The 24,712-nt window shown below is 62.5% G+C and carries 22 protein-coding genes; 15 read left to right on the forward strand and 7 right to left on the reverse strand.

Going from position 1 to position 24,712, the window contains the following annotated elements; genetic code table 11:
- Nucleotides 1-6 precede the first annotated feature (6 nt).
- The 5 genes from U9J23_RS25645 to U9J23_RS25665 all read left to right on the forward strand — a co-directional run bounded on the left by U9J23_RS25645 (nt 7) and on the right by U9J23_RS25665 (nt 5,649).
- A complete protein-coding gene (locus U9J23_RS25645; RefSeq protein ID WP_326603190.1) occupies nt 7-1,233 on the forward strand; it encodes a GAF domain-containing sensor histidine kinase in 1,227 nt (408 codons plus the stop codon).
- Nucleotides 1,230-1,868, forward strand: coding sequence for a response regulator (locus tag U9J23_RS25650; RefSeq protein ID WP_272268893.1), 639 nt, complete (start codon nt 1,230-1,232; stop codon nt 1,866-1,868). The genes U9J23_RS25645 and U9J23_RS25650 overlap by 4 nt, the downstream gene beginning before the upstream one ends.
- A 130-nt stretch (nt 1,869-1,998) precedes the next feature.
- Nucleotides 1,999-3,309 (forward strand): MFS transporter, encoded by a 1,311-nt coding sequence (locus tag U9J23_RS25655; RefSeq protein ID WP_230792364.1) that lies wholly within the window; start codon nt 1,999-2,001, stop codon nt 3,307-3,309.
- A gap of 181 nt (nt 3,310-3,490) precedes the next feature.
- A complete protein-coding gene (locus U9J23_RS25660) occupies nt 3,491-4,252 on the forward strand; it encodes an SDR family oxidoreductase (RefSeq protein ID WP_064060768.1) in 762 nt (253 codons plus the stop codon).
- A gap of 14 nt (nt 4,253-4,266) precedes the next feature.
- The gene (locus U9J23_RS25665; protein ID WP_326603194.1) at nt 4,267-5,649 is read left to right on the forward strand and encodes a potassium channel family protein; all 1,383 of its coding nucleotides are present in this window, start codon (nt 4,267-4,269) and stop codon (nt 5,647-5,649) included.
- Between the two features lie 165 nt (nt 5,650-5,814).
- Here the strand turns inward: U9J23_RS25665 and U9J23_RS25670 are convergent, their stop codons facing one another.
- The 7 genes from U9J23_RS25670 to U9J23_RS25700 form a co-directional block, all read right to left on the reverse strand.
- Nucleotides 5,815-6,072, reverse strand: a complete 258-nt coding sequence (locus tag U9J23_RS25670) for a MoaD/ThiS family protein (protein ID WP_064060767.1) — start codon at nt 6,070-6,072, stop codon at nt 5,815-5,817.
- A complete protein-coding gene (gene fdhD / locus U9J23_RS25675) occupies nt 6,065-6,940 on the reverse strand; it encodes a formate dehydrogenase accessory sulfurtransferase FdhD (protein ID WP_064060766.1) in 876 nt (291 codons plus the stop codon). The genes U9J23_RS25670 and fdhD overlap by 8 nt, the downstream gene beginning before the upstream one ends.
- A 156-nt stretch (nt 6,941-7,096) precedes the next feature.
- Nucleotides 7,097-9,457: an FdhF/YdeP family oxidoreductase gene (locus tag U9J23_RS25680; RefSeq protein ID WP_272268895.1), complete on the reverse strand. Its 2,361-nt coding sequence runs from the start codon at nt 9,455-9,457 to the stop codon at nt 7,097-7,099.
- Between the two features lie 349 nt (nt 9,458-9,806).
- A complete protein-coding gene (locus U9J23_RS25685) occupies nt 9,807-10,004 on the reverse strand; it encodes a tautomerase family protein (protein WP_006552221.1) in 198 nt (65 codons plus the stop codon).
- A gap of 125 nt (nt 10,005-10,129) precedes the next feature.
- Nucleotides 10,130-11,386, reverse strand: a complete 1,257-nt coding sequence (locus U9J23_RS25690; protein WP_039583665.1) for a metal-dependent hydrolase family protein — start codon at nt 11,384-11,386, stop codon at nt 10,130-10,132.
- Between the two features lie 69 nt (nt 11,387-11,455).
- Nucleotides 11,456-12,931 carry an aldehyde dehydrogenase gene (locus U9J23_RS25695; RefSeq protein WP_088898952.1) on the reverse strand — a complete coding sequence of 492 codons (1,476 nt, stop codon included), beginning with the start codon at nt 12,929-12,931 and terminating at the stop codon, nt 11,456-11,458.
- 34 nt (nt 12,932-12,965) lie between these two features.
- Complete coding sequence (locus tag U9J23_RS25700; protein ID WP_039583666.1) at nt 12,966-14,426, reverse strand: nicotinate phosphoribosyltransferase; 1,461 nt, start codon at nt 14,424-14,426, stop codon at nt 12,966-12,968.
- 834 nt (nt 14,427-15,260) lie between these two features.
- On the opposite strand from U9J23_RS25700, the gene U9J23_RS25705 reads away from it, so the two are divergent.
- The 10 genes from U9J23_RS25705 to U9J23_RS25750 all read left to right on the forward strand — a co-directional run bounded on the left by U9J23_RS25705 (nt 15,261) and on the right by U9J23_RS25750 (nt 24,705).
- Nucleotides 15,261-16,352, forward strand: a complete 1,092-nt coding sequence (locus tag U9J23_RS25705) for an LLM class flavin-dependent oxidoreductase (RefSeq protein WP_039583668.1) — start codon at nt 15,261-15,263, stop codon at nt 16,350-16,352.
- A gap of 34 nt (nt 16,353-16,386) precedes the next feature.
- Nucleotides 16,387-17,028: an HAD family hydrolase gene (locus tag U9J23_RS25710; RefSeq protein WP_272268906.1), complete on the forward strand. Its 642-nt coding sequence runs from the start codon at nt 16,387-16,389 to the stop codon at nt 17,026-17,028.
- 74 nt (nt 17,029-17,102) lie between these two features.
- Nucleotides 17,103-17,858, forward strand: a complete 756-nt coding sequence (locus tag U9J23_RS25715) for a glutamine amidotransferase (RefSeq protein WP_039583672.1) — start codon at nt 17,103-17,105, stop codon at nt 17,856-17,858.
- Nucleotides 17,859-17,878: 20 nt separating this feature from the next.
- The gene (locus U9J23_RS25720; protein ID WP_084222256.1) at nt 17,879-18,925 is read left to right on the forward strand and encodes a LacI family DNA-binding transcriptional regulator; all 1,047 of its coding nucleotides are present in this window, start codon (nt 17,879-17,881) and stop codon (nt 18,923-18,925) included.
- Nucleotides 18,918-19,841: a PfkB family carbohydrate kinase gene (locus U9J23_RS25725; protein WP_039583674.1), complete on the forward strand. Its 924-nt coding sequence runs from the start codon at nt 18,918-18,920 to the stop codon at nt 19,839-19,841. The genes U9J23_RS25720 and U9J23_RS25725 overlap by 8 nt, the downstream gene beginning before the upstream one ends.
- A gap of 181 nt (nt 19,842-20,022) precedes the next feature.
- Nucleotides 20,023-21,015, forward strand: coding sequence for a ribose-phosphate diphosphokinase (locus tag U9J23_RS25730; RefSeq protein WP_052227156.1), 993 nt, complete (start codon nt 20,023-20,025; stop codon nt 21,013-21,015).
- Nucleotides 21,005-21,577, forward strand: a complete 573-nt coding sequence (locus U9J23_RS25735; RefSeq protein WP_253250136.1) for a flavin reductase family protein — start codon at nt 21,005-21,007, stop codon at nt 21,575-21,577. Before U9J23_RS25730 ends, U9J23_RS25735 begins: the two co-directional genes overlap by 11 nt.
- 14 nt (nt 21,578-21,591) lie before the next feature.
- Nucleotides 21,592-21,921: an NIPSNAP family protein gene (locus U9J23_RS25740; RefSeq protein ID WP_039583675.1), complete on the forward strand. Its 330-nt coding sequence runs from the start codon at nt 21,592-21,594 to the stop codon at nt 21,919-21,921.
- Between the two features lie 329 nt (nt 21,922-22,250).
- Entirely contained in the window at nt 22,251-23,708 is a 1,458-nt protein-coding gene (locus U9J23_RS25745) for an NAD-dependent succinate-semialdehyde dehydrogenase (RefSeq protein ID WP_088899673.1), read from the forward strand.
- Between the two features lie 115 nt (nt 23,709-23,823).
- A complete protein-coding gene (locus U9J23_RS25750) occupies nt 23,824-24,705 on the forward strand; it encodes an HpcH/HpaI aldolase/citrate lyase family protein (protein ID WP_088899672.1) in 882 nt (293 codons plus the stop codon).
- Nucleotides 24,706-24,712: the final 7 nt, after the last annotated feature.

The following is a 24,712-nucleotide window of genomic DNA, read 5'->3' on the forward strand; positions in this document are numbered from 1 at the left end:
GCCACCATGACGGGTCACCCGAGACCCCGGAAAGAAGATCGAGGAAAGCCGGTGTCGGAAAATACACCTACTGCAGCTCACGAGTTCACCCACTCGGACCTCAAACCGTCGATCCTCGACAATCTCGCACTTTCGCGCGCCGAGCTGCTGGTTCTGACCGACGAAGCGTCGGCGATGACCACGGCCGGCCAGCGGATCCGGGAGATCGGCGACTTCGACATGTCGCTCATCGGGCGCGTCGAGGTCGATGGGGTGATGGTTCACCGCAGTTGGCAGGGCACGAAGAGCAACGCTCTGCACCGACTGGTGGTGCCGGAAGGGATCGGGCTCGGCGGCAAGAGCATCATGCTCCAACAACCCGTCTGGGTACGGGACTATCTGTCCGACCCCGGAATCACCCACGACTTCGACGCGCTCGTCGAACAGGAGTCACTGCGAGGAATGCTCGCCGTGCCCATGGCCTATGAAGGTCATGTTCTCGGCGCCATGTACGTCGGCACCCGCGAATATTCGTCCTTCGGTGATCGAGTCATCGCAGAGATCCAATCGATCGCCGAAACGGCCGCCGTCACTCTCCTCAGCGCCCAAAGGGCCGCCACCCAGACAGAACTCGCCCTCGAGGCCGAACGGAAACGGCTCGCCGAATCCCTACACGATTCCGTGAGCCCGGTCCTTTTCCGGATCGGCGCCGAACTGCAGAGCCTGCGCGCCCTCGCTGACGCGCAGGCGATCCACGATCGCCTGCAGGAGATCACCGAACAGGTACACGCCGTCAATGCTTCCATCCGCCGATCGCTGACCGACCTCACCGCGCGGCCTCCCGAACGAAATCTTCCGGTCGGCATCGAGGAGGACTGCCAGGCATTCACGCTCCGGACCGGTATCCCGGCTCGTTTCGTGCCCCTGACCGAATCTCCCGACCTCGATGCCAGCCGCGTCGAGGCCCTCCAACGCCTTGTTCGCGAGGCGCTGGTCAACGTGGAAAAGCACGCCGACGCGTCCACCGTGGTGGTCAGCTTGTCGGTGCGGTCAGGCAGAGTGACGGTCGTCATCAGCGACGACGGCCGGGGCGTCGACGGCACCGACGATCCGATGCGAGGAAGCCAGCTGGGGCTCGGATTGGCTGCAGGGCGCCTCGAGCGGCTCGGGGGTGGCATGTCGGTCGTCAGTGACGACGAAAGCGGCACCACCGTGCGCGGCTGGGTAGACGCTCTGGAGGGACCGAGCACATGACCGCGCCACCGAAGACCATCCGCATCCTCGTCGTCGACGATCATCCGATCGTGCGTGGCGGCGTGGAACTGCTCGCCCGCGAGGACACCGACCTCGAAGTCGTGGGAGGGGCACTGACCGGCGCGGCCGCGGTCGAATTGGCCCGCACCCTGCCCGTCGACGTCATCCTTCTCGATCTTCGGCTCCCCGATATCCCTGCACCGGAGCTCATTCCGCGTCTTCGGCGAGCCGCGCCGCACGCGCGGATACTGCTGTTCACCGCGTTCGCCGATCACGGTGCCATCGATCTGCTGATGGAAGCAGGCGCCGACGGCTGCCTCGTCAAGGACATCAGCGGACAGGACTTCGCCACGGCCATTCATCGCGTGTCCAGCGGAATTCGGGTGGTCGACCCGAGGTTGACGGGGCCACGAAAAGCCGTGACCTCCGAGGCGCTGTACCGGGCCGGCCTGACTCGGCGCGAGTACGAAGTGCTGCGTTTTGCGGCCATGGGTCACAGCAATCCCGAAATCGCTCAGGAACTGTCTCTCACCCGCAACACCGTGAAGACCTATCTGCAGAGTGCCATGCAGAAACTGAACGCGCGCAATCGTGTCGAAGCCATTGCACGCGCTCACGAACTTCGCTTGCTCTGAATCGAATTCGCTTTCCCCGGAGTGCACTCCACCTCTCCACATGGAGATGTTGTGTGTTCTGGGTCACCCATATATTCGAGCCGCAGAAATTATCTCGCGCTCGCGGCAACGGAGGCCCCACATGCCAAAAATGTCCCAAACATCGAAAGTAGGATTTGCCAGCGGTGTCGGCACAACGGTCGAATGGTACGACTTCTTCATCTACGGCACCGCAGCCGGACTCGTCTTCAACAAGATCTTCTTCCCCGAGTTCGACTCTCTGATCGGCACTCTGCTCGCCTTCGCCACGTTCTCCGCCGCCTTCGTGGCGCGCCCGCTCGGCGGAGTGGTGTTCGGTCACTTCGGTGACCGGATCGGACGCAAGTCCATGCTCGTGATCACCTTGACCATCATGGGCTTGACCACTCTCGGAGTCGGGCTACTCCCGAGCTACGAGACCATCGGCGTCGCCGCACCGATCATCCTCGTCACCTTGCGTTTCGTGCAGGGTCTCGCACTCGGTGGTGAGATCGGCGGGGCGATCCTCATGGCCGTCGAACACGCTCCCGCCGACAAACGCGGCTACTACGGCAGCTGGGTGCAGATGGGCGTGCCGGCAGGATTGATGCTCGGTAACACGGTCTTCCTGTTGATGGCCGGACTGTCGCCCGAAGCGTTCGAATCCTGGGGATGGCGCATTCCCTTCCTGATCGGCGGCGCATTCGTCGCGATCGGCCTGTTCGTCCGACTGCATGTCGGCGAAAGCCCGAACTTCGACCGCGTCAAGAAGAACGCACAGCTGGAGAAGCTGCCCATCGGGGTGGTCCTTCGCCACTACCCCAAGCAGGTCCTCCTGACCTGCGGCGCCTACTTCGCCATCGGCGTCACCTTCTACGGCACTACGGTATTCGGCCTCAGCTACGGCGTCACGCAGGTCGGCTACACCCGAAACCAGATGCTGACACTCGTCCTCGTCGCCATGGCGGTCACGTTCGTCGCACTACCGTTGTTCGGCAAGCTGTCGGACGCCTACGGTCGAAAGCCGGTCTTCCTCGCCGGGGTTCTCGCCATGCTGCTGTTCACCTTCCCCTGGTTCTGGCTGGTCAACTCCGGATCCTTCGTGCTGGCGATGATCGGGTTCGTGGTGTTCTGCCTCGCCTTCGCCACCTCCTACGGTCCCCTCGCAGCCTTCTTCGCCGAAGCCTTCGACACCCGCATCCGCTACACCGGAATCTCCTTCGGCTACACGATCGGTACCCTCGCCTCGAGCGCTCCCGCACCGATCGTCGCCACCTACCTGCTCGATCGCACCGGCTCGTACGTCGCCGTGGCGCTGTTCATGGTCGCAATGTGCGCCGTCTCCGTCGTCTGCGTGATCGCCATGCGCGAGACCTACCGGCAGGACCTGTCCGACAACGACGAAACCTCCGGACAGGAACAGCTGTCACCGACCTCTCACTGAGCACGCTCACGCACCGGTCCCCGGTCCCCGGTCGCCGACGCCCCGCCCCCTTCGGCAAGCCGCCGATTCGTCCGCGCAGGATCCCACGGCCGTGGACCTCGACAGACATCCATCCCACCCCGATTCCCGGGGGCGCGGAACTCCTCCCCCCGCGCCCCCGGCACCCTCGAAACGAGTCCAGATGAGCATCGCCGAACCGTCGCTGCACCCGTTGGCTCTACCCACCACCTCACTGCGTGTCCTGGTCACCGGCGTCGAACAGAACGAAGGTGCCCACGTGGCCCGAACGTTGGCAGCAGCCGGACACCACGTGTTCACGCACAGCTTCACCCTCGATGCTGCCGAGCACCTCGCCGGCCGAGTCGCTGATGACGACGGGATCGCTCATCCGGTCGCGGCCGATCTGACCCTCGAATCCGACGTCGACAACATGTTCACCCACCTCGAGCGACGACATGGCGGCATCGACGCGCTCGTGCACACCGCATGGCTACCCGGCCCGGAAACCGCATGCCACTCGCTGAGCAAGATCCGCCCCGCCGACTGGGGCCGGTTCACCTACGACCACATGGCGTTGTTGTTCCACACGACCAGACGTGCTGCAGTATCCCTCCACCGCACCGGCGGCATCGGATCGATCGTCACCGTAACCGGCCTGGACACGCTCCGCAGAATCACCGACACCGATCGAGGACCGGCGCGAGACTCCATGGACGGCGCAATCGAATCCTTCGCTCTCGCCGCCGGACGTGAACTCGGCAGTAACCTCTTGCGGATCAACAATATTCGTCTGGTACCCACCCCGAATCCGGAGACAAGTGTCACCGCTGCTGCCCCGATACGCCTCGAAGCGGTGCTGCCGGAGCTGATCGACCCAACATCCGATATCAGCTCCGGTGGCATCTTCACTGCCTACACCTCGTTCCCTGCACCTGTGCGGTGATCGGCGTCGGCCCGATGTCCCCCTTCGTTGTCATCGGCGCGTCGAATGTTGCCCGGCTCGTGTGCGCGTCACTCACCCAACGCCACTTCGATGTTCTCCACCTCGATGCACCCGACGACCCGGAACTTCTGCAGATCACCCAGCACGACCCGGCCGGGGTCGCCGTCGTCACCCACGACGACGCGGTCGCCGTCCGTTATGCCCTCGCCATCGCCCACATCAGTCCCCACACACCGATGGTCGTGACCGTCTTCGATCGCACCATCGCCAACCAACTCACCCAATTGATGCCCCACTGTCAGGTCACCTCCCCCGCAGACCTCGCGACACCGTCCCTGGCCGGCCCGTGCATCGCTGCCACGATCGACGCCGCGCACACCGCGCCCGATGGCACCACACGCGTCCTCCGGCAATCGGCCCACGGTGACCAACCGACCTGGCAGCCGCTACCCCACAGCCGCACCAGCAGAATTCGCCGCCGATTCGTCCACTCCGTAGGCACACTGCGATCCCACGACGCCGGCACCCGCATGCTGCTCACCGGCCTTATCGGACTGCTCGCCATCCTCCTGATCGATTGGATATGGCTCACTGTCGGCAAAGGCCACCACTGGGTCGAGTCCCTCAAAGAAGCAGTCCAGGTCGTCGCCACCGTCGGTCCCGCACCGGCCTCACACGGCGACCACACCTATGACGTGTTCGCGGCTCTGGCGATGTTGGCGGCGATCGTGTTCACCGCCATGTTCACCGCCGGGATAATCGAACGTCTGCTCGGAACCAGCCTCATCGGCTTGATCGGTCAACGGGTTCTCCCCCGCCGCAACCACGTCATCGTCGTCGGATTGGGACAGGTCGGTCTCCGGTTGTGCCTCGAACTCCGCAAACTCGGCATCCCCGTCGTCGCCATCGAACGCGACGATCGAGCCCGCAATCTGCGCCTGGCCCGAGCGCTGAACATTCCCACCATCGTCGGGCACGGTACCGACAGAACCCTCCTCGAACGCGCCCGCCTCGACCGGGCCCGATGCCTTGCCGCCGTGGGCTCCGACGACCGTGACAACATCGCCGTGTCCGTGGCAGCCCACGGAGTGCACCCCGACGCCAGACTCGTCCTCAGAGCCGGCGAACACGAAGCCCTCACCGACACCGGATCCCTCCTCCCACTCGGGATCACCAGAAACGTCGCAACCTTGAGCGCAACCTTCGTCGTCGCCCGACTGCTCGGTCTCGACGCCCACCGCGTCGTAATCGCGAACAACGCAATCCACCTCGAACTCGACGACGCCTTCGAGCAGTTCACCCTCACCGCACCGCACCATTGCCCGCACCTGACCACACAAACATGCCCACCTCTCGCTCACCGCGCGTATCCGGAAAAGACCTCAACGAAGCGATGAATATTCATCCGAGGAGTCCTCTCCGATGGCGACGCTGCAGGCCGGCGCGGGCACGGCCTTATCAACCCTCGCCGAACTCGAAGAATTCGATGTGCTCACCTACGTGTCGGACTGCTCGTCCGTCGTCGTTGTAGCAATCACACGTATCGACATCGAGGTCTCACTTCAGCCGCCGGCGAACGGTGGTAGCACGTCGACTACAGGACCCACAGCACGAGCGGGGTCACGGGTGAGCTCATCCCCGACCAAGAACATCGCCACCGACAGCACACGAGCCATATCGGGGCCGTGTCGGTCGATCAGCACCGTCTTCAACGTCCCGAGGTCGGTGGTAGGCGGCAATGCCACCGTTTCCTTCTCCGTCCCTGCGGTCTCTGCCGCTGCGGCGAAGTAGCGCACCTCGATAGCCACTGTCCTATCCATCAAAAGCTCCGGTAGAAGTGCTCGCAGAGTCGAGACCTGCGTTCCCCGTACCAACCCGTTCGGCGCGGGTATAGACGTTCATGGTGTCCCCGCGCAGGAACCCGACAAGAGTCAAACCGGCGTCATGAGCAAGGTCGATGGCCAGCGACGACGGCGCGGAAACGGCCGCCAGAACAGGAATGCCGGCCATGACCGCTTTCTGGGTCAGCTCGAAGGAGGCACGTCCGCTCACCAGCAGCACGGTATGGCGCAGCGGTAATCGTCGGTGCTCGACCGCCCAGCCGATGATCTTGTCGACGGCATTGTGGCGTCCGACATCCTCGCGCAGTGCGAGGAGTTCCCCTGCAGCGGTGAACAATCCGGCAGCATGCAATCCGCCGGTGCGGTCGAAGGTCTCCTGCGCCTGTCGCAGCGCGGAGGGCATTACCGCCAGCACTTCCGGATCGACCACGACCGGGTCGTGAGCCGGTGAGTGGCGGGAGCGTTGGCGGATCGCATCGAGGGAGGCCTTCCCGCACACCCCGCACGAGGAGGTGGTGTAGAAGTTGCGTTCGATGCCGGTCTCGGGCAGAGCCACTCCGGGTGCGAGATCGATATCGAGGACGTTGTAGGTGTTGCGCCCGTCGTCGCCCGTGCTGTTGCAGTAACGGATTGCAGCAATATCGTCGCGGCCGGTGACGATCCCTTCAGTGAGCAAGAACCCCTGGGCAAGTTCGATGTCGGAACCGGGAGTGCGCATCGTCACCGCCAGTGCAGTGCCATCGACGCGCAGTTCGAGTGGTTCTTCGACAACGACCGTGTCCGGACGCACCACCCGCTGCGTTCCCTGCAGTCGGGTGATGCGGGCACGGGTGGTCACTCGCCCCATGATTCGAACCCATCGTCGAAACTGTCGCACCGGCCGGCGAGCACACGCTGTTCCGACCGGGGCGCAGATAACGCCGAGGACATGCCTACACAACGCAGCAGCAGCTGGACGACAGCAATGAACACATGAGCGAACAGAACAGGCATCGAGATTCTCCTACGCAGACTTCGGATCGAGCTCGATACCCGGCCCGTCCGGCCGCTTCCCAGGCGCCCGACGAGGCACAAGGCGGACGGTGACCGCCTTCGAAGCAGGAGTGTTGGACTTGAGTGCCACATGGTCGAGAGGCACGAGCGGGTTCGTTTCGGGATAGTAGGCCGCAACATTGCCCATCGGGGTCGAATAGGGCACGAGCCTGAAGTCCTCGGCCCGGCGCTCCTCGACGGTGCCGTCGGGACGGGTCCACTCCGACACCAGATCCACCCGGTCGCCGGGAGCGTATCCGGACGCTTCGATGTCGTCGGGATGGATGAACAGGACCCGCCGGCCCGCCTTGATGCCGCGATAACGGTCGTCGAGGCCGTAGACGGTGGTGTTGTACTGATCGTGGCTGCGCAACGTCTGCAGGATCAGCCGACCCTCGGGGACAGGAAGCCAGTGCAGGTCGTTGACGACGAAGGTCGCCTTGCCGGTGTCGGTGGTGAAGCGGCGTTCGTCCCGCGGCGGGTGGGGCAGGACGAACCCGTCCGGCCGCCGTACCCGGGTGTTGAAGTCCTCGAATCCGGGGATCACCCGCGAAATCGCATCGCGAATGCAGTCGTAGTCGTCGGCGAACCGCGCCCACGGCACCCGATGGCCGGAACCGAACAGGTGCTGGGCGAGCTCGCACACGATGGCGACCTCACTACGCAGATGCGAACTGGCGGGTGTGAGCCCTCCACGCGACAGGTGCACCACCGACATCGAATCCTCCACCGACACCATCTGTTTGCGTCCGCCGCGGATGTCCTTGTCGGTCCGCCCCAGGGTGGGCAGGATGATCCCGGTCGCTCCGTGCGCGAGATGACTGCGATTGAGTTTGGTGGAGACCTGCACCGTCAGCGCGCAACTGCGCAGTGCGGCGGCGGTCACCTCGGTGTCGGGGGTGGCAGACAGGAAGTTACCGCCCATGGCCATGAACACCGACGCCTTGCCGTCGCGCATGGCGCGGATCGCGTCGACCGCGTCGTAACCGTGCTGGCGGGGACAGCGAATCCCGAACTCGGTATCGAGGGCCTGCAGGAACGACTCGGGGGCTTTCTCCCATATGCCCATGGTGCGATCACCTTGAACGTTGGAGTGTCCCCGCACCGGGCACACCCCCGCCCCACGCGTGCCGATCATCCCGCGCATCAGCAGCAGCGCTACCGCGTCTTCGATGGTGGCCACGGCGTGGGGATGCTGGGTCAACCCCATCGCCCAGCAGATGATCGTCGCTCTCGAGGCGACCAACGCTGCTGCAGTGTCCTCGAGCTGAGATCGGCTCAGACCCGTCGCAGTCGACACGGTGTCCAGATCCACGGCGCGGATATGGGTGGCCCACTGCTCGAAACCGGCACAATGCCGGTCGAGGAAGTCGCGGTCGAGGACCGTGCCGGGAGCACGGTCCTCGGCGGCGAGCAGCAGTTTCGCCAGACCTTGGAACAGGGCCTGGTCACCGCCGAGGCGGATCTGCAAGAACTCGTCGGCGATCGCCACTCCCTCGCCGAGCACGCCACGCGCCTTCTGAGGATCTTTGAAACGCAACAACCCGGCTTCGGGCAGCGGGTTGATCGCGATGACTTTCGCGCCGCGGGCCTTGGCTTTCTCGAGTACCGACAGCATGCGGGGATGGTTGGTCCCGGGGTTCTGGCCGGCGATGAGGATCAGGTCGGCGTGTTCGAGGTCGGTCACCGACACCGAACCCTTGCCGATGCCGATGGTCTCCGACAGGGCCGTACCGGAAGACTCGTGGCACATGTTCGAGCAGTCCGGCATGTTGTTGGTGCCGAACGCCCGAATCATCAACTGGTACAAGAACGCGGCCTCGTTGGAGGTCCGCCCCGAGGTGTAGAAGATCGCCTCATTCGGGTCCGGCAGCGCCCGCAGATGCTCGGCGATCACCGCGTAGGCATCGTCCCAGTCGATCGGCTCGTAGTGGAGGCTGCCAGGCCGGATGATCATCGGGTGCGTCAGCCGGCCCTGGCGACCGAGCCAGTAGTCGGTGCGTGCGAGCAGTTCCGGTACAGAATGGCGGGCGAAGAAACCGGGGTCGACGGTGCGAGTGGTGGCTTCCTCGGCGACAGCCTTGGCGCCGTTCTCGCAGAATTCGGCACGTTTCCGGTGACCTGGTGTTTCCGGCCACGCGCAGCCCGGGCAGTCGAAGCCATGCTGTTGGTTCAGCTTCGTCAAGGTGCGGGCGGTGCGCACCGGACCCATCTGCTCGAATCCGTGCCGCAGCGAGACCAACACCGCCGGTACCCCGGCGGCATAGGATTTGCGCTCGCTGACTTCGATGTCGTTCTCGTCGTGAACGAGCGGATCGCTGATATCGGTCATACGCTGTGTCGTACCCATCGATCGGTCGGCGAGCACACCCCACCGAGAGAAAGTCGGTTTCGACGCCGAGAAGACGAGACCCCCTGTCGCGGCAGTTGATAACCGTGCCCTCTCGGAGGTTCCGTTGGTTGTTTCCTGACTGCATCCGAACCTATCGAGCGTGGCGGCGTCTCCACGATTCGGAGGTGATGTACAGAATCCGGATTACTGATCATCCAGTAATATATGCTGGCGGCGCGCAGCCGAAAGCTGCGCGCCGCCAGCATGTATCGGAGCGGCAGAGGTGGTTCGCCGAACCACGGTGGTACCGGTGAGTTGCCGAATGCGCACCTTTGCCGGCGGGGTCTGCTCAGCTGCTCTTTTCCATGGTCCGGCCTCCATGTCCCCACCGCTCACGCGGTACACCATGCAGCACGACCGTTGTTTCCGATCCGATCTCTTCTCCCAGGATCGAGGACACCGCTTCGGTCAGCGCTGCCACCATCTCGCCGGAGAACTTCGTCTCGGAGAACCTTTCTTCGAAGAAGCTTGCTTCGATGTACGGCATTTCCTTCTCGCTTTCTCGTCAATTCAATTCGTGCAACTACTATCGGCCGAGGCCGGAGTCGTTGATGTTCGGCCCCGGTTTTCAGATTTCCGGTACCGATATCTGCTTCCCGACGGAGACGACTCTCAGAGCGAGAGCAACGCGGCCGATTCCTCCAGATAGCTGGTGACGTCACGGCCCGATCGGACGACCGCTTTGATTCCCTGTCGCAGGCGAGTTATGTCCGAAAGGATGGTCCCATCGACCACCAGCGCATCTCCGATCGAGCCGGGTCGCAGCGAGCCGATGTCCGGGCGGTCGAGAAGTTCCGAAGCCACGACGGTGGCTGACGCCAACGCTTCATTCACCGACATCCCGTGTTCGACATACAGTTCGAGTTCTCGGTAATGGGCACCGAACGGGCACAGGGACCCGGATGAGTCCGTTCCCATCGCGATCTTGACTCCAGCCGAACGGGCGATATCGAACGATTCCAGAGCCCGATCGTGCGCCTCGCGCAGGCTTTCGACTCCGGCTTCGGTCAGGCCTCGGGCCGTCCCTTCGCGTTGGCACCAGTCGTTGAACGCGAGGGTCGGGACCAAGAATATTCCCTTTTGCGCCATTTCCGAAGCGCATTCTTCGTCGAGGAACGAGCCGTGCTCGATGCTGTCCACGCCGGCTTCGATACTGCGTCGAATCCCTTCCAACGACAGGGCATGCGCGGCGACGCGCAGATCCATGTCGTGCGCCTCTTCGACGATCGCCGTGAGTTCCTCGACACTGTAATTGGGCCAGTGCGGTTTCTCTCCTTTCGACATACCACCGCTGGCCATGACCTTGATGAAGTCCGCACCGCTTCGGGCCTGCAACCGGACCATTTGCCGGCAGGCATCGACACCGTCTGCGGTATCCCATTCGCGGCGTGGCGTGTAAGGAGGGTAGAACAGGTCACCGTGGCCGTTCGTCATGGTTATCCACCACGGCGCGACCAGAAGGTTCGGAGCGACGATCAGGTCGTCGGCGACCATGTCACGCAGTTCGACTTCGCCCACTCCCCGATGCCCCATGCATCGGAGCGTGGTGAACCCTGATCGTAGGGCACGGAGCGAGTTGCGATAGCCATGAAGCAGCTTTTCCGGACCGCTTTTTTGACCCCGGAACACATCGCTGGGAAGGATCCGCTCGTGATCCGAGTTCGTTGTCAGGTGCACATGACAATCCACCAGACCCGGCAGAACGACACATCCCGATGCATCGAGCCGCGCGACGCCGGGCCGGACCACCTCTGCCTTGTATTCGCCCGCATAGCTGACCCTGCCGTCTTCGATGTAGAGCAGTCCCTCCGAATAGGATTCGTCCGGGCCTACCCACACCAAGCCGTGTTCTATGGCAATCTCAGTCACATGATCCTCTTACGGTCGGCTTCGGTCGTCTGACCCGGCCGTGGTCTCTGCACCGCTCCGGGCACGGGTCTACTCGGGAGGTGCGTCCAGGACAACAGTCTTGTTCTCCAGGTACGCCTGCAGTCCTGCTACCCCGCCTTCGCGTCCGATACCGGATCTCTTGAATCCTCCGAACCCGATACCGAAGTCCACACGATTGCCGTTCTGCCCCACGGTGCCGGAGTGAAGCCTACGGGCAATGTCGAAAACCTTCTTCGAGTCATGGGTGAACACTGCAGCATTCAGACCGAACTCCGTTGCGTTCGCAATCCGAACGGCGTCCGTGAGATCCCGGGCCGGGGTCACGGCCAGCACCGGACCGAATATCTCTTCCTGAGCGATCCGCGACGTCTCCGACACATTTCCGAAGACGGTGGGCTCGACGAACCAGCCGCGATCGAGGTGGGACGGGCGTCCGCCGCCGTAAGCCAGTGTCGCCCCTTCCCTGATCCCGATCTGGATATAGTTCTCGACACGGTCCCGCTGCCGATCGCTGGCCAAAGGTCCCAGCGTGACCTGAGGATCGTACGGGTCGCCGATTACCACCCGGTCGAATTCGTCTGCCAACGCCTTGACCATCTCATCGTGACGTTCCTCCGAAACGATGATCCTGGTGAGCGATGCGCAGATCTGACCCGAGAGGAAGCACTCCGCAGAAGCGATGGTGTGTGCCGCCTCGGCAATGTCGAAGTCGTCCAGGACAATGGCAGGAGACTTGCCGCCGAGCTCCAGCGAAGACCGTGCAATTCGACCACCGAGGATGCTCCCGATTCGTTTGCCGACTTCCGTTGATCCGGTGAACGAGATCTTGTCGACCCGAGGGTCGGAGACCAACCGCTCGGAGGCAGCACGATCAGCGGTCACCACGTTCAGGACACCCGCCGGAATGCCGAGCTGATCAGCAATTTCCGCCATGATGTATCCAGCCCCCGGAGCTTCCGGGGACGACTTGATGACGACGGTGCATCCCGCCAGCAGTGCCGGCGCCACCTTGAACGCGATCAGTCCCATCGGCGCGTTCCATGGAATGATCGCTCCCACGACGCCTACAGGCTCTTTCACGATCATGCCGAAGCGTGCGCCGTTGGTGGGTGTGACTTCTTCCTGGAACGGGAAGCTCTTCGCCAGACCTGCGTAGTACCGGTACGCGTCGATTACCTCGCGCATGACACCGGGGACCGACGATGCCAGAATCCCGGTCTCTCGCGGCCAGATCTCCACGATGTCATCGATCCGCGCTTCGACGGCATCAGCGATATCGAGCAGCACCTGAGCCCGCTCGGCGTGCGACAACCGCGGCCAGGGTCCCTCGTCGAATGCCTGCCGGGCCGCTGTAATCGCGCGATCGATATCGTCGACATCGGCGTCCGGCACCGAGTAGTAGACCAATTCGCTTGTCGAGTCGACTACATCGATCAGAGCAGACGAGTGCGGGGGAACCCACTTCCCGTCGATGTACAAGCAATCTGTATTGGCAAGTGGCACACTCGGCAACTTTGTCATCATGGATCCCTAGTTATCTGTTCAACAGTTGTTGTGGTCAGGCAGGCACCGCGGCGCTGTCCTGCGCACGCATCTGTTCGATGACGGGGTAGTAGTACTCCTCGGGGACCTCCGCCTCGCTCCGCTCGATCAGCTCGGAGAAATCCCACTTCTTCAGGAGCTTGCCGTTGCGGTACACCGGCTGAAGGAGGTTCTCCTCGGGAGAAACCGAGTCGCGTCGCACCGTGCGGTACTCACCATCCCGCTTGACGAGGGCGAGACGGCCGGCCTTGGACACCTTGAAGCTCGCCCCGGTCGGCTGCTTGGCCACATCGCGCCATTCACCGTTTACTCGCACAGCGTTGCACTTCTGCCCGAAGTTCAACGTGTCTCGGTTGAAGTGCTGGAGCAGACCGCCGCCCATACCGAAAATCGCGTTCTCTGCCGCCATGCCCCGGCGTTCGAGTTCCATGTAGATCTCCGACAGGGTATCGAGCGTGATGCCGTCGCCCTGGACGACCCGCAGATACCGGGGCAGAACCTTGAATCCCTTGGAGTTGACCTCATAGCCGAAGGCATCCATGAGCCACTCAGCGGTATCCGCGGTCACCTGCACAGGGTCGCCCGAGTCCGGACGAGCACAGACCACGCCCGGGAAGTTCTCGATCTCGGCCTTCAGTTCTTTGCCGAGGATGTTCTTCACAGCGTTCTCATGGTCGTACGAGTCGGTCAGCAACAGCACCACACCGGCATCGCGGTAGGTGTTCATCATGTTGCGAAGAGCGTCGACTTCCTGATCCCGACCCCATGCCGTGAAACCTGCATGCTCGCTGTTCGGGCCCGAGTTCGCCGGACACACCGCGTTGTAGTATTTCATCGCAGCCAGGATGCCCGGCACCGTGTCACTCTGGTTGAAGTTGACCAGGTGTGCCAGACCACCCAATGCAGCAGATTCCTGGGAGCTCACGCCGCGAGCGCCGTAATCGTGCAGCTGGAAGCGCAGCAGATCCGGATTGTCCGAGGTGCGAGCGAACGCTTCCTTGATGATCTGCTTGCACATCCAACTGACCGTTCCGATCGTGGTCGGGTACCACACCGCTCGCAGCAACGCGGTCTCGAAGAAGCTGGTCACCCAGTGGTACTTCGGATCGGTGTTGATAACCTGCACAAGGACATTGCGGGTGGGCAGCACAGTCCCCTCGGGGACTGCCTCGATCTCTACAGGAAGGAATCCGCCGTGGTCGTTGAGGATGCCCATCCAGTTCTCCCTGCAGAAGGGCATCCCCTGCGCCCTGGTCACCGCTTCGGCCTCATCGATGTCGGCGAGGGTGATCGGCCGGAGCAAGCGCTCCTGGATGTAGGCCTGCAGTCCGACGAACATCGTCGCCGGGAAGATGCCACCACGCGATTCGACGTAGCTGGAGACGTACTCGGTTCCCTGAGGATAGAGAGTGTGGTGGCAATGCTTGTAGGTATCGGTGTTGAGGATCAGATTGTCGAATCCCGAGATAGTGGGCATGGACGTTTCCCTTCGTTCGTGTGATGCGAAGACAGTTGTTGAAACGTTTCTACTGCTGCACGAAAACTGGGCCAGAAAGCCTGGGGACATACCGCGAGTCGCAGCATTTGAATTCGTGCGGCCGTGTCGGCGGTTGCTAGAGATCATGGTCGAGCCCACACCTCAGGTCAAGCGTTGACGCGTAAAATCTTCCGGCAATATTCGCGCAACACAGTCGATACCTCCGGCAGCACCCAGGTCTGTCTACAGACCGCCACAACCGGGATGCAGCCCGTCACCGAACGATCGATAGTGCTCTGCGCCCTCGGAGCTGTGTTGCGAACAGAAAGTGTGTTGTAGGAACACTTCCCGGAGCAGGGATGACAGAACCGTCTGCACAATCACGCAGCAACCGACACCCGCCGGCACGTCTCCCCTGTGCACCACCACCCGACCGCGGCCGACCACGCCTCTACCGACTGCCGGACGAATCCTGCCGAGCACCCGGGTTGAATCGCTTCTACATCTGCGTCGCTCATTGCCTTCGTGATTCGCGGATCTTGGAGGTTGATCCAAACACCGGAACACCCGGCCTTACGTCTCTCACCAGCGTGAACAACGTTTATCGAGTTTCTCGAAAGAAAACGAGTTCGGCACTATGCACAGGGCGCCGGACCGTTGTATGCTCCGGATGTACGCGATAGAACCGTTTCTACATCGCCCCACAGTCCGAGTTCGGCAGGGACCCACGCACCGGGTCTGGCCCGGAACTGCACGAGCGTCCGCTCTGCAGCCGGAACTCGGCACGCCTCCAGCAATACAGGAACTGCCCAACCTCGTAGAAAGACAGCTTCCATGAAGATCTGGGTCACCACTCCATTCTTCTACCGCGACATGAGCCGTCCGTGGTCCGAACTCCTCAACGACATGCTCAGCATCGTCGATGCCGCAGAGGACCTCGGCTTCGAGGGCGTCACAGTCAACGAAAATCACTTTCAGAACTACGTCAGCAATCCTTCATCGCTGATGTTCAGCGCTTTGGCCGCAGCGCGCACCGAGCGCTTGCGAATCATGCCCGGCATCGTGGTCCTTCCGTACTACAACCCGTTGCTCATCGCGTCGGAGATGAGTTTCCTCGACCAGATGGCACCGGGGCGCATCGGCATCGGCGTGGCGCGGGGTGGCAGTCGCTACCCGCTCGACCGACTCGGCATCAACCCCAAAGAAGCACGCGACATCTACGAAGAATCCCTCGAGATCATCAAGCGGGTGTGGGTCGAGGACGATGTGTCGTTCGACGGCAAGTACTTTTCGTTCCCGCCGACGACTCTTGTGCCCAAGCCGGCATCCAAGCCGCACCCGGAGGTATGGGCGGCCTCGCAGAGCATCGACGGCGTACGCCGCGTGGCACGACAGGGAAACAACCTGATCACTGCTCCGAACTACGGCAACTTCGAGCCCTACGGCGATCTCGAAGCGTTGCTCGCCGCGTACAACGACGAGATCGAGACGAGCGGGATGCCTCGAAAGCAGGTGATGGCCCTTCGCCACACCTGGCTCGGCAACACCGAAGAAGAGGCGACCGAGTACTTCGACGACGTGCTCAGTGAGTACAACTACTATCTCACCCTGGTGCATGCCTCCAGCTCCGGCCAACAGTCCCAAGAGGAGCGTCTGGCAGCACGCGCCGAGGGAAAGAAGGACGACTCGGTGGTCCAGGGCGGAGCGATGAGGCCCGCCCAGGAGTCGTTCTCCAAGGAAGGGCTCCTCGAAAAGTACGCCGATCCCATCCTCACCACCCCCGACAAGATGATCGAACGATTCAAGTCCTACGAGGCATTGGGCGTCGATCACATGGCGTGCCTGATCGCCGTGGGACAGCCGATCGAGGCGATCATCAAGAACATGCAGTTCATGGCCAAGGAAGTGCTCCCGGAGTTCTCCTGAGACCCGGCCCGACGACTTCCACAGAAAGCAACACATGCCCACCCGACTGCACGTATTCGATATGGACGGCACGCTGCTCAACGGAGCAGCCGCCCTGGAACTGTCGACATTCTTCGGCCGCCGCGACGTTGGACTCGAAATCGAACAGCTCTGGCACGCTGGACAAATCACCGACTTCGACTTCTGGTCAACCCTGCTCGAGGTCTGTGCGCACGCGACGGAGGACGACCTCGACGCCGCGTTCGAACAAGCGGCCTGGCTCGATGGCATCACCGATACCTTCGACGATATCCGCAGGCGCGGTGAGATTGCCATCGTGATCTCGCAATCGCCGGCGTTCTTCGTTCAGAGACTTAGAAACTGGGGCGCTCACGAGGCCTACGGATCCGATGTGGTGATCGGACAGACGCTCTCCGAAGAGGCAACACTGTCACCGCAAGCCAAGGTCCACATCACGCGAGATGCACTGGAGCGCTACCACATCGAACCAGCCAACTGCGTCGCCTACGGTGACTCGTCCTCCGATGTGGATCTGTTCGGATGGCTACCGAACACCGTCGCTGTCAACGCCAGCCCGTTGGTGTCCGAGCTTGCCGCAGTCCAGTACCAAGGTAACGACCTTCGCCAGGCGTACGCATTGGGACGGAAGTTACTCAGCGCGAGCACCCCGTCCTGAACACGCGCCGGGCCACCGACGAACACTTCGCTACCGACACCCACCTCCCATTCCCAGGCACCACAGGAGACCTTATGGAACCGCTCAAGATCCTCTTCACCGGCGAATCCTGGATCAAGCACGTTATTCACATGAAAGGCTTCGATCAGTTCCACACCACTGAGTACGAGGAAGGCGCAAGCGTATTCCTCGAAAATCTCACCCGCGAAGGGCACGACGTCAACTACGTGCGCGGCCACGAGATTTCTTCACGTTTCCCCAAGACGGCACAGGAAATCGACGAGTACGACGTAGTTGTCATCTCCGATATCGGATCGAATTCCTTCCAGCTCCCCGACGAGACGTTCCTACGTTCGGAAGCATCGCCCAACCGTCTGGGAGTAGTCGCTGAATACGTCCGCCGGGGCGGCGGATTGGTCAAGGTCGGTGGCTATATGTCGTTCACCGGAATCGACGGCAAGGCCCGCTTCGGCATGACCCCCCTCGCCGACGTGTTGCCTGTGACCATGCTCCCCTACGATGACCGCATCGAGGTCCCGGAGGGCTGCAAGGTCGAGGTATGCCGACCGGAACATCCCGTCCTGGGTGACACCTCCAGCGACTGGCCTCCCCTGCTCGGCTACAACCGAGTGGTGGCCCGCGACGACGCCGAGGTCGTCGCCCGCACCGGAGACGACCCCATCCTGGTCACAGGACATCATGGCGACGGCCGAGTGGTCGCGTTCACCTCGGATCTCGCTCCCCACTGGGCCCCGCCGGAGTTCGTCGAGTGGTCGAACTACGCGCTGCTGTGGTCTTCGATACTGTCGTGGGCTAGTGGACGATCCTAATTCCGCAGAGAGGGATTGCTGTGGCGTCATCTGAGCACAGACGCACGCGCAAGCGCACGACCATCAAGGACGTCGCGGAACACGCTGGAGTCTCCATGAGCACGGTGAGCTACGTACTCAACGACTCCGGCCCGGTTGCGCCCGACCGCCGTACCCGTGTGCTCGACGCCGTGCGAGTTCTGGAATACTCGCCGAACGAGTCTGCGCGTAATCTCAAACGCCGCAGCGCTTCCCGTATTGGCATGGTCGTACCCGACCTGACCAATCAGTTCTTCGCCATGATCACCGAAGGGGTCCATCAAGCCGCATCGGCACGTGATGTCCTGGTGGTCCTGGTGGTCCCGGGCAGCTCGGAACAATCCGAGGAAGCCCAGACCAGATTGCTGCGCAGCCAACGCGTGGACGGAGTCATCTACCTGACCAGCACCGGGTCCATGCCCGAAGCTTGCTACGAACTGGCTCGCTCTGGTCCGGTGGTGCTCGTCGACGAGCAGATCCCGGGCATCGACCTGCCCGCCGTGGTCTGCGACTCCCGCAGGGGAGCTCGCCAGGTCGCGCAACACGTCCTCGACAAGGGCCACCGGGACGTTGCGGTCATCGGCGGTCCGGAGGGTCTGTGGACGGCTCAACAACGACTGGCCGGCTACCGCGAGGCACTTGCCGGGGCAGGCATCGACCCGGACACGGTCCCGGTGTACTACGGCGACTACCAGCAATCGTCCGGCCGGGACCTGGCCCAACGCGCGTTGGCGGCGCAGACTCGGCCCACTGCCCTGATCTGCGCCAACGACCTCATGGCTGTGGGCGCGATGGAGTATTGCCGCGCACAAGGGCTCCGTATGCCCGAGGACGTCAGCATCGTGGGCTTCGACGACCTTCCTCTGTCGTCGCTTCTCACGCCGCGGCTCACCACCGTGCGCCAGCCGGCGCGAGACATGGGCTACCGCGCAGCGACAGTCCTTTTCGATTTGATTGAGAACCGCACACCGGAACCCATGGATCCGTTACCGACGACACTCCAGGATCGGTCATCGGTGTGCACTATCAGCGGGAGCGTCAATGAGTAACGGGGTTCTAGTGGTCGGCGCCCTCAACGTCGATCTGGTCGTGGCCGTCGATCGGTTACCCGGTCCGGGTGAGACCGTCGTCGGTCCACACCTGGACAAGTTCGGCGGCGGCAAGGGCGCGAACGCGGCTATCGCAGCCGCCCGCATGAACGTGCCGGTGCGCTATTGCGGAGCGATCGGCGATGATGAACTCGGACGCGAGGCATTGGTCGAGCTCCGCGCCTCCGGTGTCGACGTCACCGACGTCGCCGTCCTCGACGACACCGCCACCGGCACTGCCCTGATCGTGGTCGACGCGGTGGGGGAAAACCAGATCGCCGTTGCCGCCGGGGCCAACGCTGCCCTTACGCCGGCACTCGTTCGCCGGGCCGTCGAGCGTGCATCGGGGTGGGCCGGATGTGTACTCGTCAGCACCGAAATCCTCCCGGCAGCGGTCGAAGCTGCCGTGTCGACAGCCTCCGACATGGGACTGCGCTGTGTGCTGAATCCGGCCCCTGTGCGCAACGAGTTCATCGCCAGCGCCCACGCAGCGTCGGTTCTGACACCCAATAGTTCAGAGCTTCGTGACCTGTGCGCTGCACTGTCCATCCCGTTCACCGACGTCGGTGACGCCTCGGCGAACGTCGCTCGGGCCACGGGAGCGTGCCTCGTCGTGACCAGAGGGGACAAGGGGGCGATCGTGGCCTATCCCGACGGAACCATCGAACCCGTCCCGGCCCTGCAGGTATCGGACGTGCGTGACACAACCGGTGCGGGCGACACGTTCAACGGTGTGCTCGCAGCGTCGCTTTCCTCCGGGATGCCGCTCGGAGCCGCAAGTGCGCTTGCAGTAACGGCAGCGTCACTGTCGGTCAGACATGTCGGTGCCCGCACAGGGATGCCGATCGCCGACGAGGTCAACGCCGCACACGTATAACCGATCACCGTGTGATCATGCTGGGCGCCGTATCCGCCCACCCTCCATAGAAACGTTTCTATCGCCGATACGGGAATCTCCACCTTCGAACCCACCGCTACATCCCCACGATGCTCTCGTCCTTTCGCGCCACACTCCCCGCACATGCCCGATTCCCCGGCATCTACCTGGAAGGCCACCAATGACGACCTCCATTCCGTTCGGATCCCAGAAACAATTGATGTTGTTCTCGGGCCGCGCCAATCCGGCGCTCGCCTCGTCGATCGCCTCCAACCTGCAGGTCGATCTGGGTCGGGTCGCTCTGAAGACATTCTCCAACGGAGAGGTGTACTGCAGATTCGACGAATCCATTCGAGGCGCAGACGTCTTCCTGATCCAACCGATGTGCGCAAACCCCATCGAAGGCCTCAGCGCCAACGACGCACTGGTCGAACTGCTCGTGATGATCGATGCAGCCATCGGCGCCAGTGCACGCCGAGTAGTCGCGGTCACCCCCTGGTTCGGCTACTCCCGTCAGGACAAGAAATCCTCACCCCGCGAACCCATCTCGGCTCGTATGGTGGCACGAATCCTCGAGGCAGCCGGTGTCGACCGGGTACTCACGATGGACCTACACGCGGGACAGCTTCAGGGCTTCTTCAGCGTTCCGGTCGACCACATGACCGCGCTGATGGCACTCGCGGACCACTTCGCCGCGCTGGACGACGACCTGGTGGTCGTCGCGCCGGACGCCGGTCGCGTAAAGCTCAATAAGCAATTCGCCACTCGCATCGGTGCCGGCCTGGCCATCCTGGACAAGGAACGTCCTCAGCAGCAGGTCGCGGAGATCACCACCGTCATTGGAGATGTACGAGGTAAAACCGCGATCATCGTCGACGACATGATCGACACCGCGGGAACCCTACGCGCAGCAGGCGAGGCGGTCGTCCGCGCCGGATGCTCGCGAGTCTTCGCCGCCGCTACCCACGCAGTGTTCAGCGGCTCTGCGCACGAGAACCTCGCCAACTCTCCGTTCGAGCGCATCGTCGTGACAGACACCATCCCCCTCGGGCCCGGAGCCCCGTCGACCGTCGACGTCGTATCGTGCGCACCGATGCTCGCCGACTCGATCCGGTGCATCTTCACCGACGACTCCGTCAGCGAGGTATTCGGGGGGAAGAACCATGTGTTCTGACAAAGCCCTACACGCCGAAGGCCAGATCATGACGGCCATAAACCTCAGAGGTGTCCACGACGACATCGGTACGGTCGACACAGCGGCGTTGCGCGCAACGTTCGGCCGCTTCCCGAGCGGGGTCACCGCGCTGTGCGCGACCGACGTGACCGGTGAGCCGATCGGTATGGCCGTCAGTGCGTTCGTCAACGTGTCATTGGAGCCTCCGTTGGTGGGCGTGTTCGTTCAGACGTCCTCGACCACCTGGCCCAAGCTACGAGAACGACCACGGATCGGACTGTCGGTCCTGGGAGCAGGACAGCAGACACCGTGCCGGCAACTCGCCGCCCGCCAGGTCGACCGGTTCGCCAACGTGAGCTGGGAGAGCGGGCCCGACGGATCAGTCTTCCTGCACGGTGCAGCAGCCTGGTTCGACTGCGAAATCGAATCGGAAACCACGACGGGCGATCATCGATTCGTGCTTCTCCGCATCATCGGACACGACTTCGAAGCCGAGCAGGACCCACTCGTATTTTACGCCAGCAAGTTTCACGAATTGCCCAACGGCATTCCGGATAACTGACAGAAAGGACAGCTGTGATCTACGAGATCAGGGAGTACGTCGCGGTACCGGGCAAACTGTCGGCGATAATCGACCTCTTCACCAACCACACGGCCCGCATGTTCAAGCGATACGACATGGAGCTGATCAGCGCCGGCCACACACTGATCGGAGAACACTCCTTCGGCGAATTGGTGTACACCGTTCGATTCGCAAACCTGGCCGAGCTCGAAAACAAGTGGTCCCAGATGCTCGCGGATCCTGAATGGCAGCAAGCGTTCGCTGCTGCCGAATCAGACGGACCACTGATTCGGACAATGCGCCGTCGGGTCATCGACGGATCATCGATCGAAGAAGCGCCATGATAGTCCAGATCAATGGGTGTCACGACATTCAACTCATCCCTACCGAGGACGATGACGTCCGGGTAGTAACACACGAGATCTTGCTCCCCTATCTACCGGGCATCGTGAAACTGACCGGATTGGGACGCGTCAACGGCCGCTCCGTGGAGCTCGACGAGAACTGGTCCGGATGGCCTTCTCATTGCTGTTCCTTGCCCAAAACCGCGACCATCGTCACTCGTTCCCTCTGAGCGGAAGTCGATGATCCGGCTCTTCGCAGAGCTTCACTTTTCACGAGTCAGGCTCGCACCCGCTATTGCCACGGTTGGCACCATCCGAAAGGAACCTCGATGACCGGCTTCAGCTCCCTACTGGCTGCCGTCCCGACCGGCCTCTGGATCGACGGCACTACTCGCGAGTCCTGTTCCGGTAGATGTTTCGACATTGTGAATCCTGCGACGGGCACCGTCTTGACGACCGTAGCCAACGGCAGCGTCGCCGACGCAAGACACGCGCTCGCATCGGCTGCCGAGGTTCAGCCGGCATGGGCTGCGACCGCCCCTCGCGAACGGTCGGAGATCCTTCGCAGAGCCTGGGAACTCGTCATGGAGCGGTCCGAAGAGTTCGCCCGGCTGATCACACTCGAAATGGGCAAACCGTTGGCGGAGAGTCGCGGCGAGGTGGTGTACGGAGCAGAGTTCCTCCGGTGGTTCGCAGAGGAAGCTGTTCGAATCGGCGGTCGTACCGCGACCGCACCGTCTGGAAACGGCCACATCGCGGTGATCAAGGAACCTGCGGGTCCAGCCCTGGCCATCACGCCCTGGAACTTTCCGCTCGCGATGGGGACACGCAAGATCGGCCCGGCGCTCGCGGCTGGATGCACCATCATCGTCAAACCGGCCGAGGACACTCCCCTCACCATGTTGCTGCTCGCACACGTCTTTGCTGAAGCCGGTCTTCCTCGTGGTGTTCTGTCTGTACTACCGACTCTCGATGCCCCAGACGTCGTCGGCACTCTGATGAAGGACCGTCGACTGCGAAAGGTCTCCTTCACCGGATCCACCGCCGTCGGGAAGAAGATCATCGAACAATCCGCAGATCAGATACTGAAGAGCTCCATGGAACTTGGCGGCAATGCCCCGTTCATCGTCTTCGATGACGCCGACATCGACGCCGCAGTCGACGGTGCGATGGCCGCCAAGATGCGTAACGGTGGTGAAGCCTGTACTGCCGCCAATCGACTGCTCGTACACAATTCGATCCGGGAAGAGTTCACTCGTGCTCTGTGCGATCGGATCGCCGCGACAACAGTGGGTCCCGGTTACGAAGACGACGTCACGCTTGGTCCGTTGATCAATGCCAAGCAACGCAACGCGGTTGCAGCACTGGTCGATGAAGCCGTTGCTGCCGGAGCACGCGTGCGCACGGGCGGGACACCCATCGACGGTCCCGGCTACTTCTACCAACCGACCGTCATCGACAATGTACCTGCCGGTGCACGCATCCTCAGTGAAGAGATCTTCGGTCCGGTTGCGGTCATCACAGGCTTCGACACCGAGGCCGAAGTAGTCGCGAGCGCAAACGACACCGACTACGGATTGGCTGCCTACTTCTACACGCAGAACCTCGATCGAGCGTCCCGAGTCGCTCGCGCCCTCGAATTCGGGATGGTCGGCGTGAACCGGGGCATTATCTCCGATCCAGCGGCTCCCTTCGGCGGCATCAAGCAGTCCGGGTTGGGCAGCGAGGGCGGCAGCGAAGGAATCGAAGAGTACCTCAACACCAAGTACATCGCTCTGACCCCCTGACAGTTGTTCATGGCAACTGTCCTGCAGAAATCGGAGATTCCAGGACTCGTCCGCACAGCATCGATAATCCACAACATCCACTGATTCGAATAAATACTGGAGATCGACAACAACGATGTCATTCGACTTCGAGGAACCCGATGCAGCCCGGGAAGCGCGAACCGAGCTGGCACGCCTTGCCCGATCATGGCTACTCGTCCCCCCTACCGATCTCGCTCGGTTGCATACCGCGGTCGCTACCAGTCCGGACTGCCTTGTCCTCGATCTCGAGGATGGAGTGCCCTACAGGGAGAAAACATCTGCACGGACAGTTGCGGCGCAGTGGCTTCGCGACAGAGTCGGTTGGGTCCGAGTCAACGACGCTTCGACCCGTGAACTTGCACTCGACCTGGAAATACTCCGCGATTCCCCGGGCCTTACCGGAATTGTTCTTGCGAAAACCGAGAGTCCGCAAGACATCGACATCGTGTCTGCCGCACTCCCCCATGTCCCGATCGTCGCTATGGTCGAAACTGCTTCCTCGCTTCGTCAGGCCGACCGTATCGCTGAATGCTCACCGGTCGTGCGCTTGGCCTTCGGCATCAGAGACTTCTGCAGCGACCTCGACATCGATGGGACACCAGAAGGCCTGGCGTATGCCCGCTCGACCCTCGTCATCGCCAGCAAGACGGCGGAAATCGCAGCGCCTATCGACGGCCCGACCGCTGCGGATGATCGGGATACCGTCGCAGCCGACATCGACACAGCCAAAAAGTTCGGCATGACCGGAAAATTGTCGGTTCGGGCGCGTCACGTCGACACGATCAACGAGAAATTCTCCCCGTCGGCCCATTCAGTCTCACAAGCGCATGCCACTATCGCCGAACTCGGCCCCTGCGGGGAGAACATCGAGACGGGAGCCGATCGGCCGCGCTTCATCTCAGCCACTGCCGTGCTCTCCAGATCTCGGTACTTCGGCCGCTTGGAGGCGACCAAATCCGCCTCTCTTGCCCAGTAGTCGGCGC

It is taken from the genome of Rhodococcus sp. PD04, assembly GCF_035918275.1.
GTDB lineage: Bacteria > Actinomycetota > Actinomycetes > Mycobacteriales > Mycobacteriaceae > Rhodococcus > Rhodococcus rhodochrous.

Bases quoted from the DNA above. Each gene is read 5' to 3' on its own strand.
- U9J23_RS25725 (WP_039583674.1), top strand. From the start codon at position 18,918: ATGAGTAACGGGGTTCTAGTGGTCGGCGCCCTCAACGTCGATCTGGTC.
- U9J23_RS25710 (WP_272268906.1), top strand. From the start codon at position 16,387: ATGCCCACCCGACTGCACGTATTCGATATGGACGGCACGCTGCTCAAC.
- U9J23_RS25695 (WP_088898952.1), bottom strand. From the start codon at position 12,931: ATGATGACAAAGTTGCCGAGTGTGCCACTTGCCAATACAGATTGCTTG.
- U9J23_RS25730 (WP_052227156.1), top strand. From the start codon at position 20,023: ATGACGACCTCCATTCCGTTCGGATCCCAGAAACAATTGATGTTGTTC.
- U9J23_RS25705 (WP_039583668.1), top strand. From the start codon at position 15,261: ATGAAGATCTGGGTCACCACTCCATTCTTCTACCGCGACATGAGCCGT.
- U9J23_RS25680 (WP_272268895.1), bottom strand. From the start codon at position 9,457: ATGACCGATATCAGCGATCCGCTCGTTCACGACGAGAACGACATCGAA.
- fdhD (WP_064060766.1), bottom strand. From the start codon at position 6,940: ATGGGGCGAGTGACCACCCGTGCCCGCATCACCCGACTGCAGGGAACG.
- U9J23_RS25715 (WP_039583672.1), top strand. From the start codon at position 17,103: ATGGAACCGCTCAAGATCCTCTTCACCGGCGAATCCTGGATCAAGCAC.
- U9J23_RS25745 (WP_088899673.1), top strand. From the start codon at position 22,251: ATGACCGGCTTCAGCTCCCTACTGGCTGCCGTCCCGACCGGCCTCTGG.
- U9J23_RS25685 (WP_006552221.1), bottom strand. From the start codon at position 10,004: ATGCCGTACATCGAAGCAAGCTTCTTCGAAGAAAGGTTCTCCGAGACG.
- U9J23_RS25735 (WP_253250136.1), top strand. From the start codon at position 21,005: ATGTGTTCTGACAAAGCCCTACACGCCGAAGGCCAGATCATGACGGCC.
- U9J23_RS25660 (WP_064060768.1), top strand. From the start codon at position 3,491: ATGAGCATCGCCGAACCGTCGCTGCACCCGTTGGCTCTACCCACCACC.
- U9J23_RS25665 (WP_326603194.1), top strand. From the start codon at position 4,267: ATGTCCCCCTTCGTTGTCATCGGCGCGTCGAATGTTGCCCGGCTCGTG.
- U9J23_RS25645 (WP_326603190.1), top strand. From the start codon at position 7: ATGACGGGTCACCCGAGACCCCGGAAAGAAGATCGAGGAAAGCCGGTG.
- U9J23_RS25650 (WP_272268893.1), top strand. From the start codon at position 1,230: ATGACCGCGCCACCGAAGACCATCCGCATCCTCGTCGTCGACGATCAT.
- U9J23_RS25670 (WP_064060767.1), bottom strand. From the start codon at position 6,072: ATGGATAGGACAGTGGCTATCGAGGTGCGCTACTTCGCCGCAGCGGCA.
- U9J23_RS25750 (WP_088899672.1), top strand. From the start codon at position 23,824: ATGTCATTCGACTTCGAGGAACCCGATGCAGCCCGGGAAGCGCGAACC.
- U9J23_RS25655 (WP_230792364.1), top strand. From the start codon at position 1,999: ATGTCCCAAACATCGAAAGTAGGATTTGCCAGCGGTGTCGGCACAACG.
- U9J23_RS25700 (WP_039583666.1), bottom strand. From the start codon at position 14,426: ATGCCCACTATCTCGGGATTCGACAATCTGATCCTCAACACCGATACC.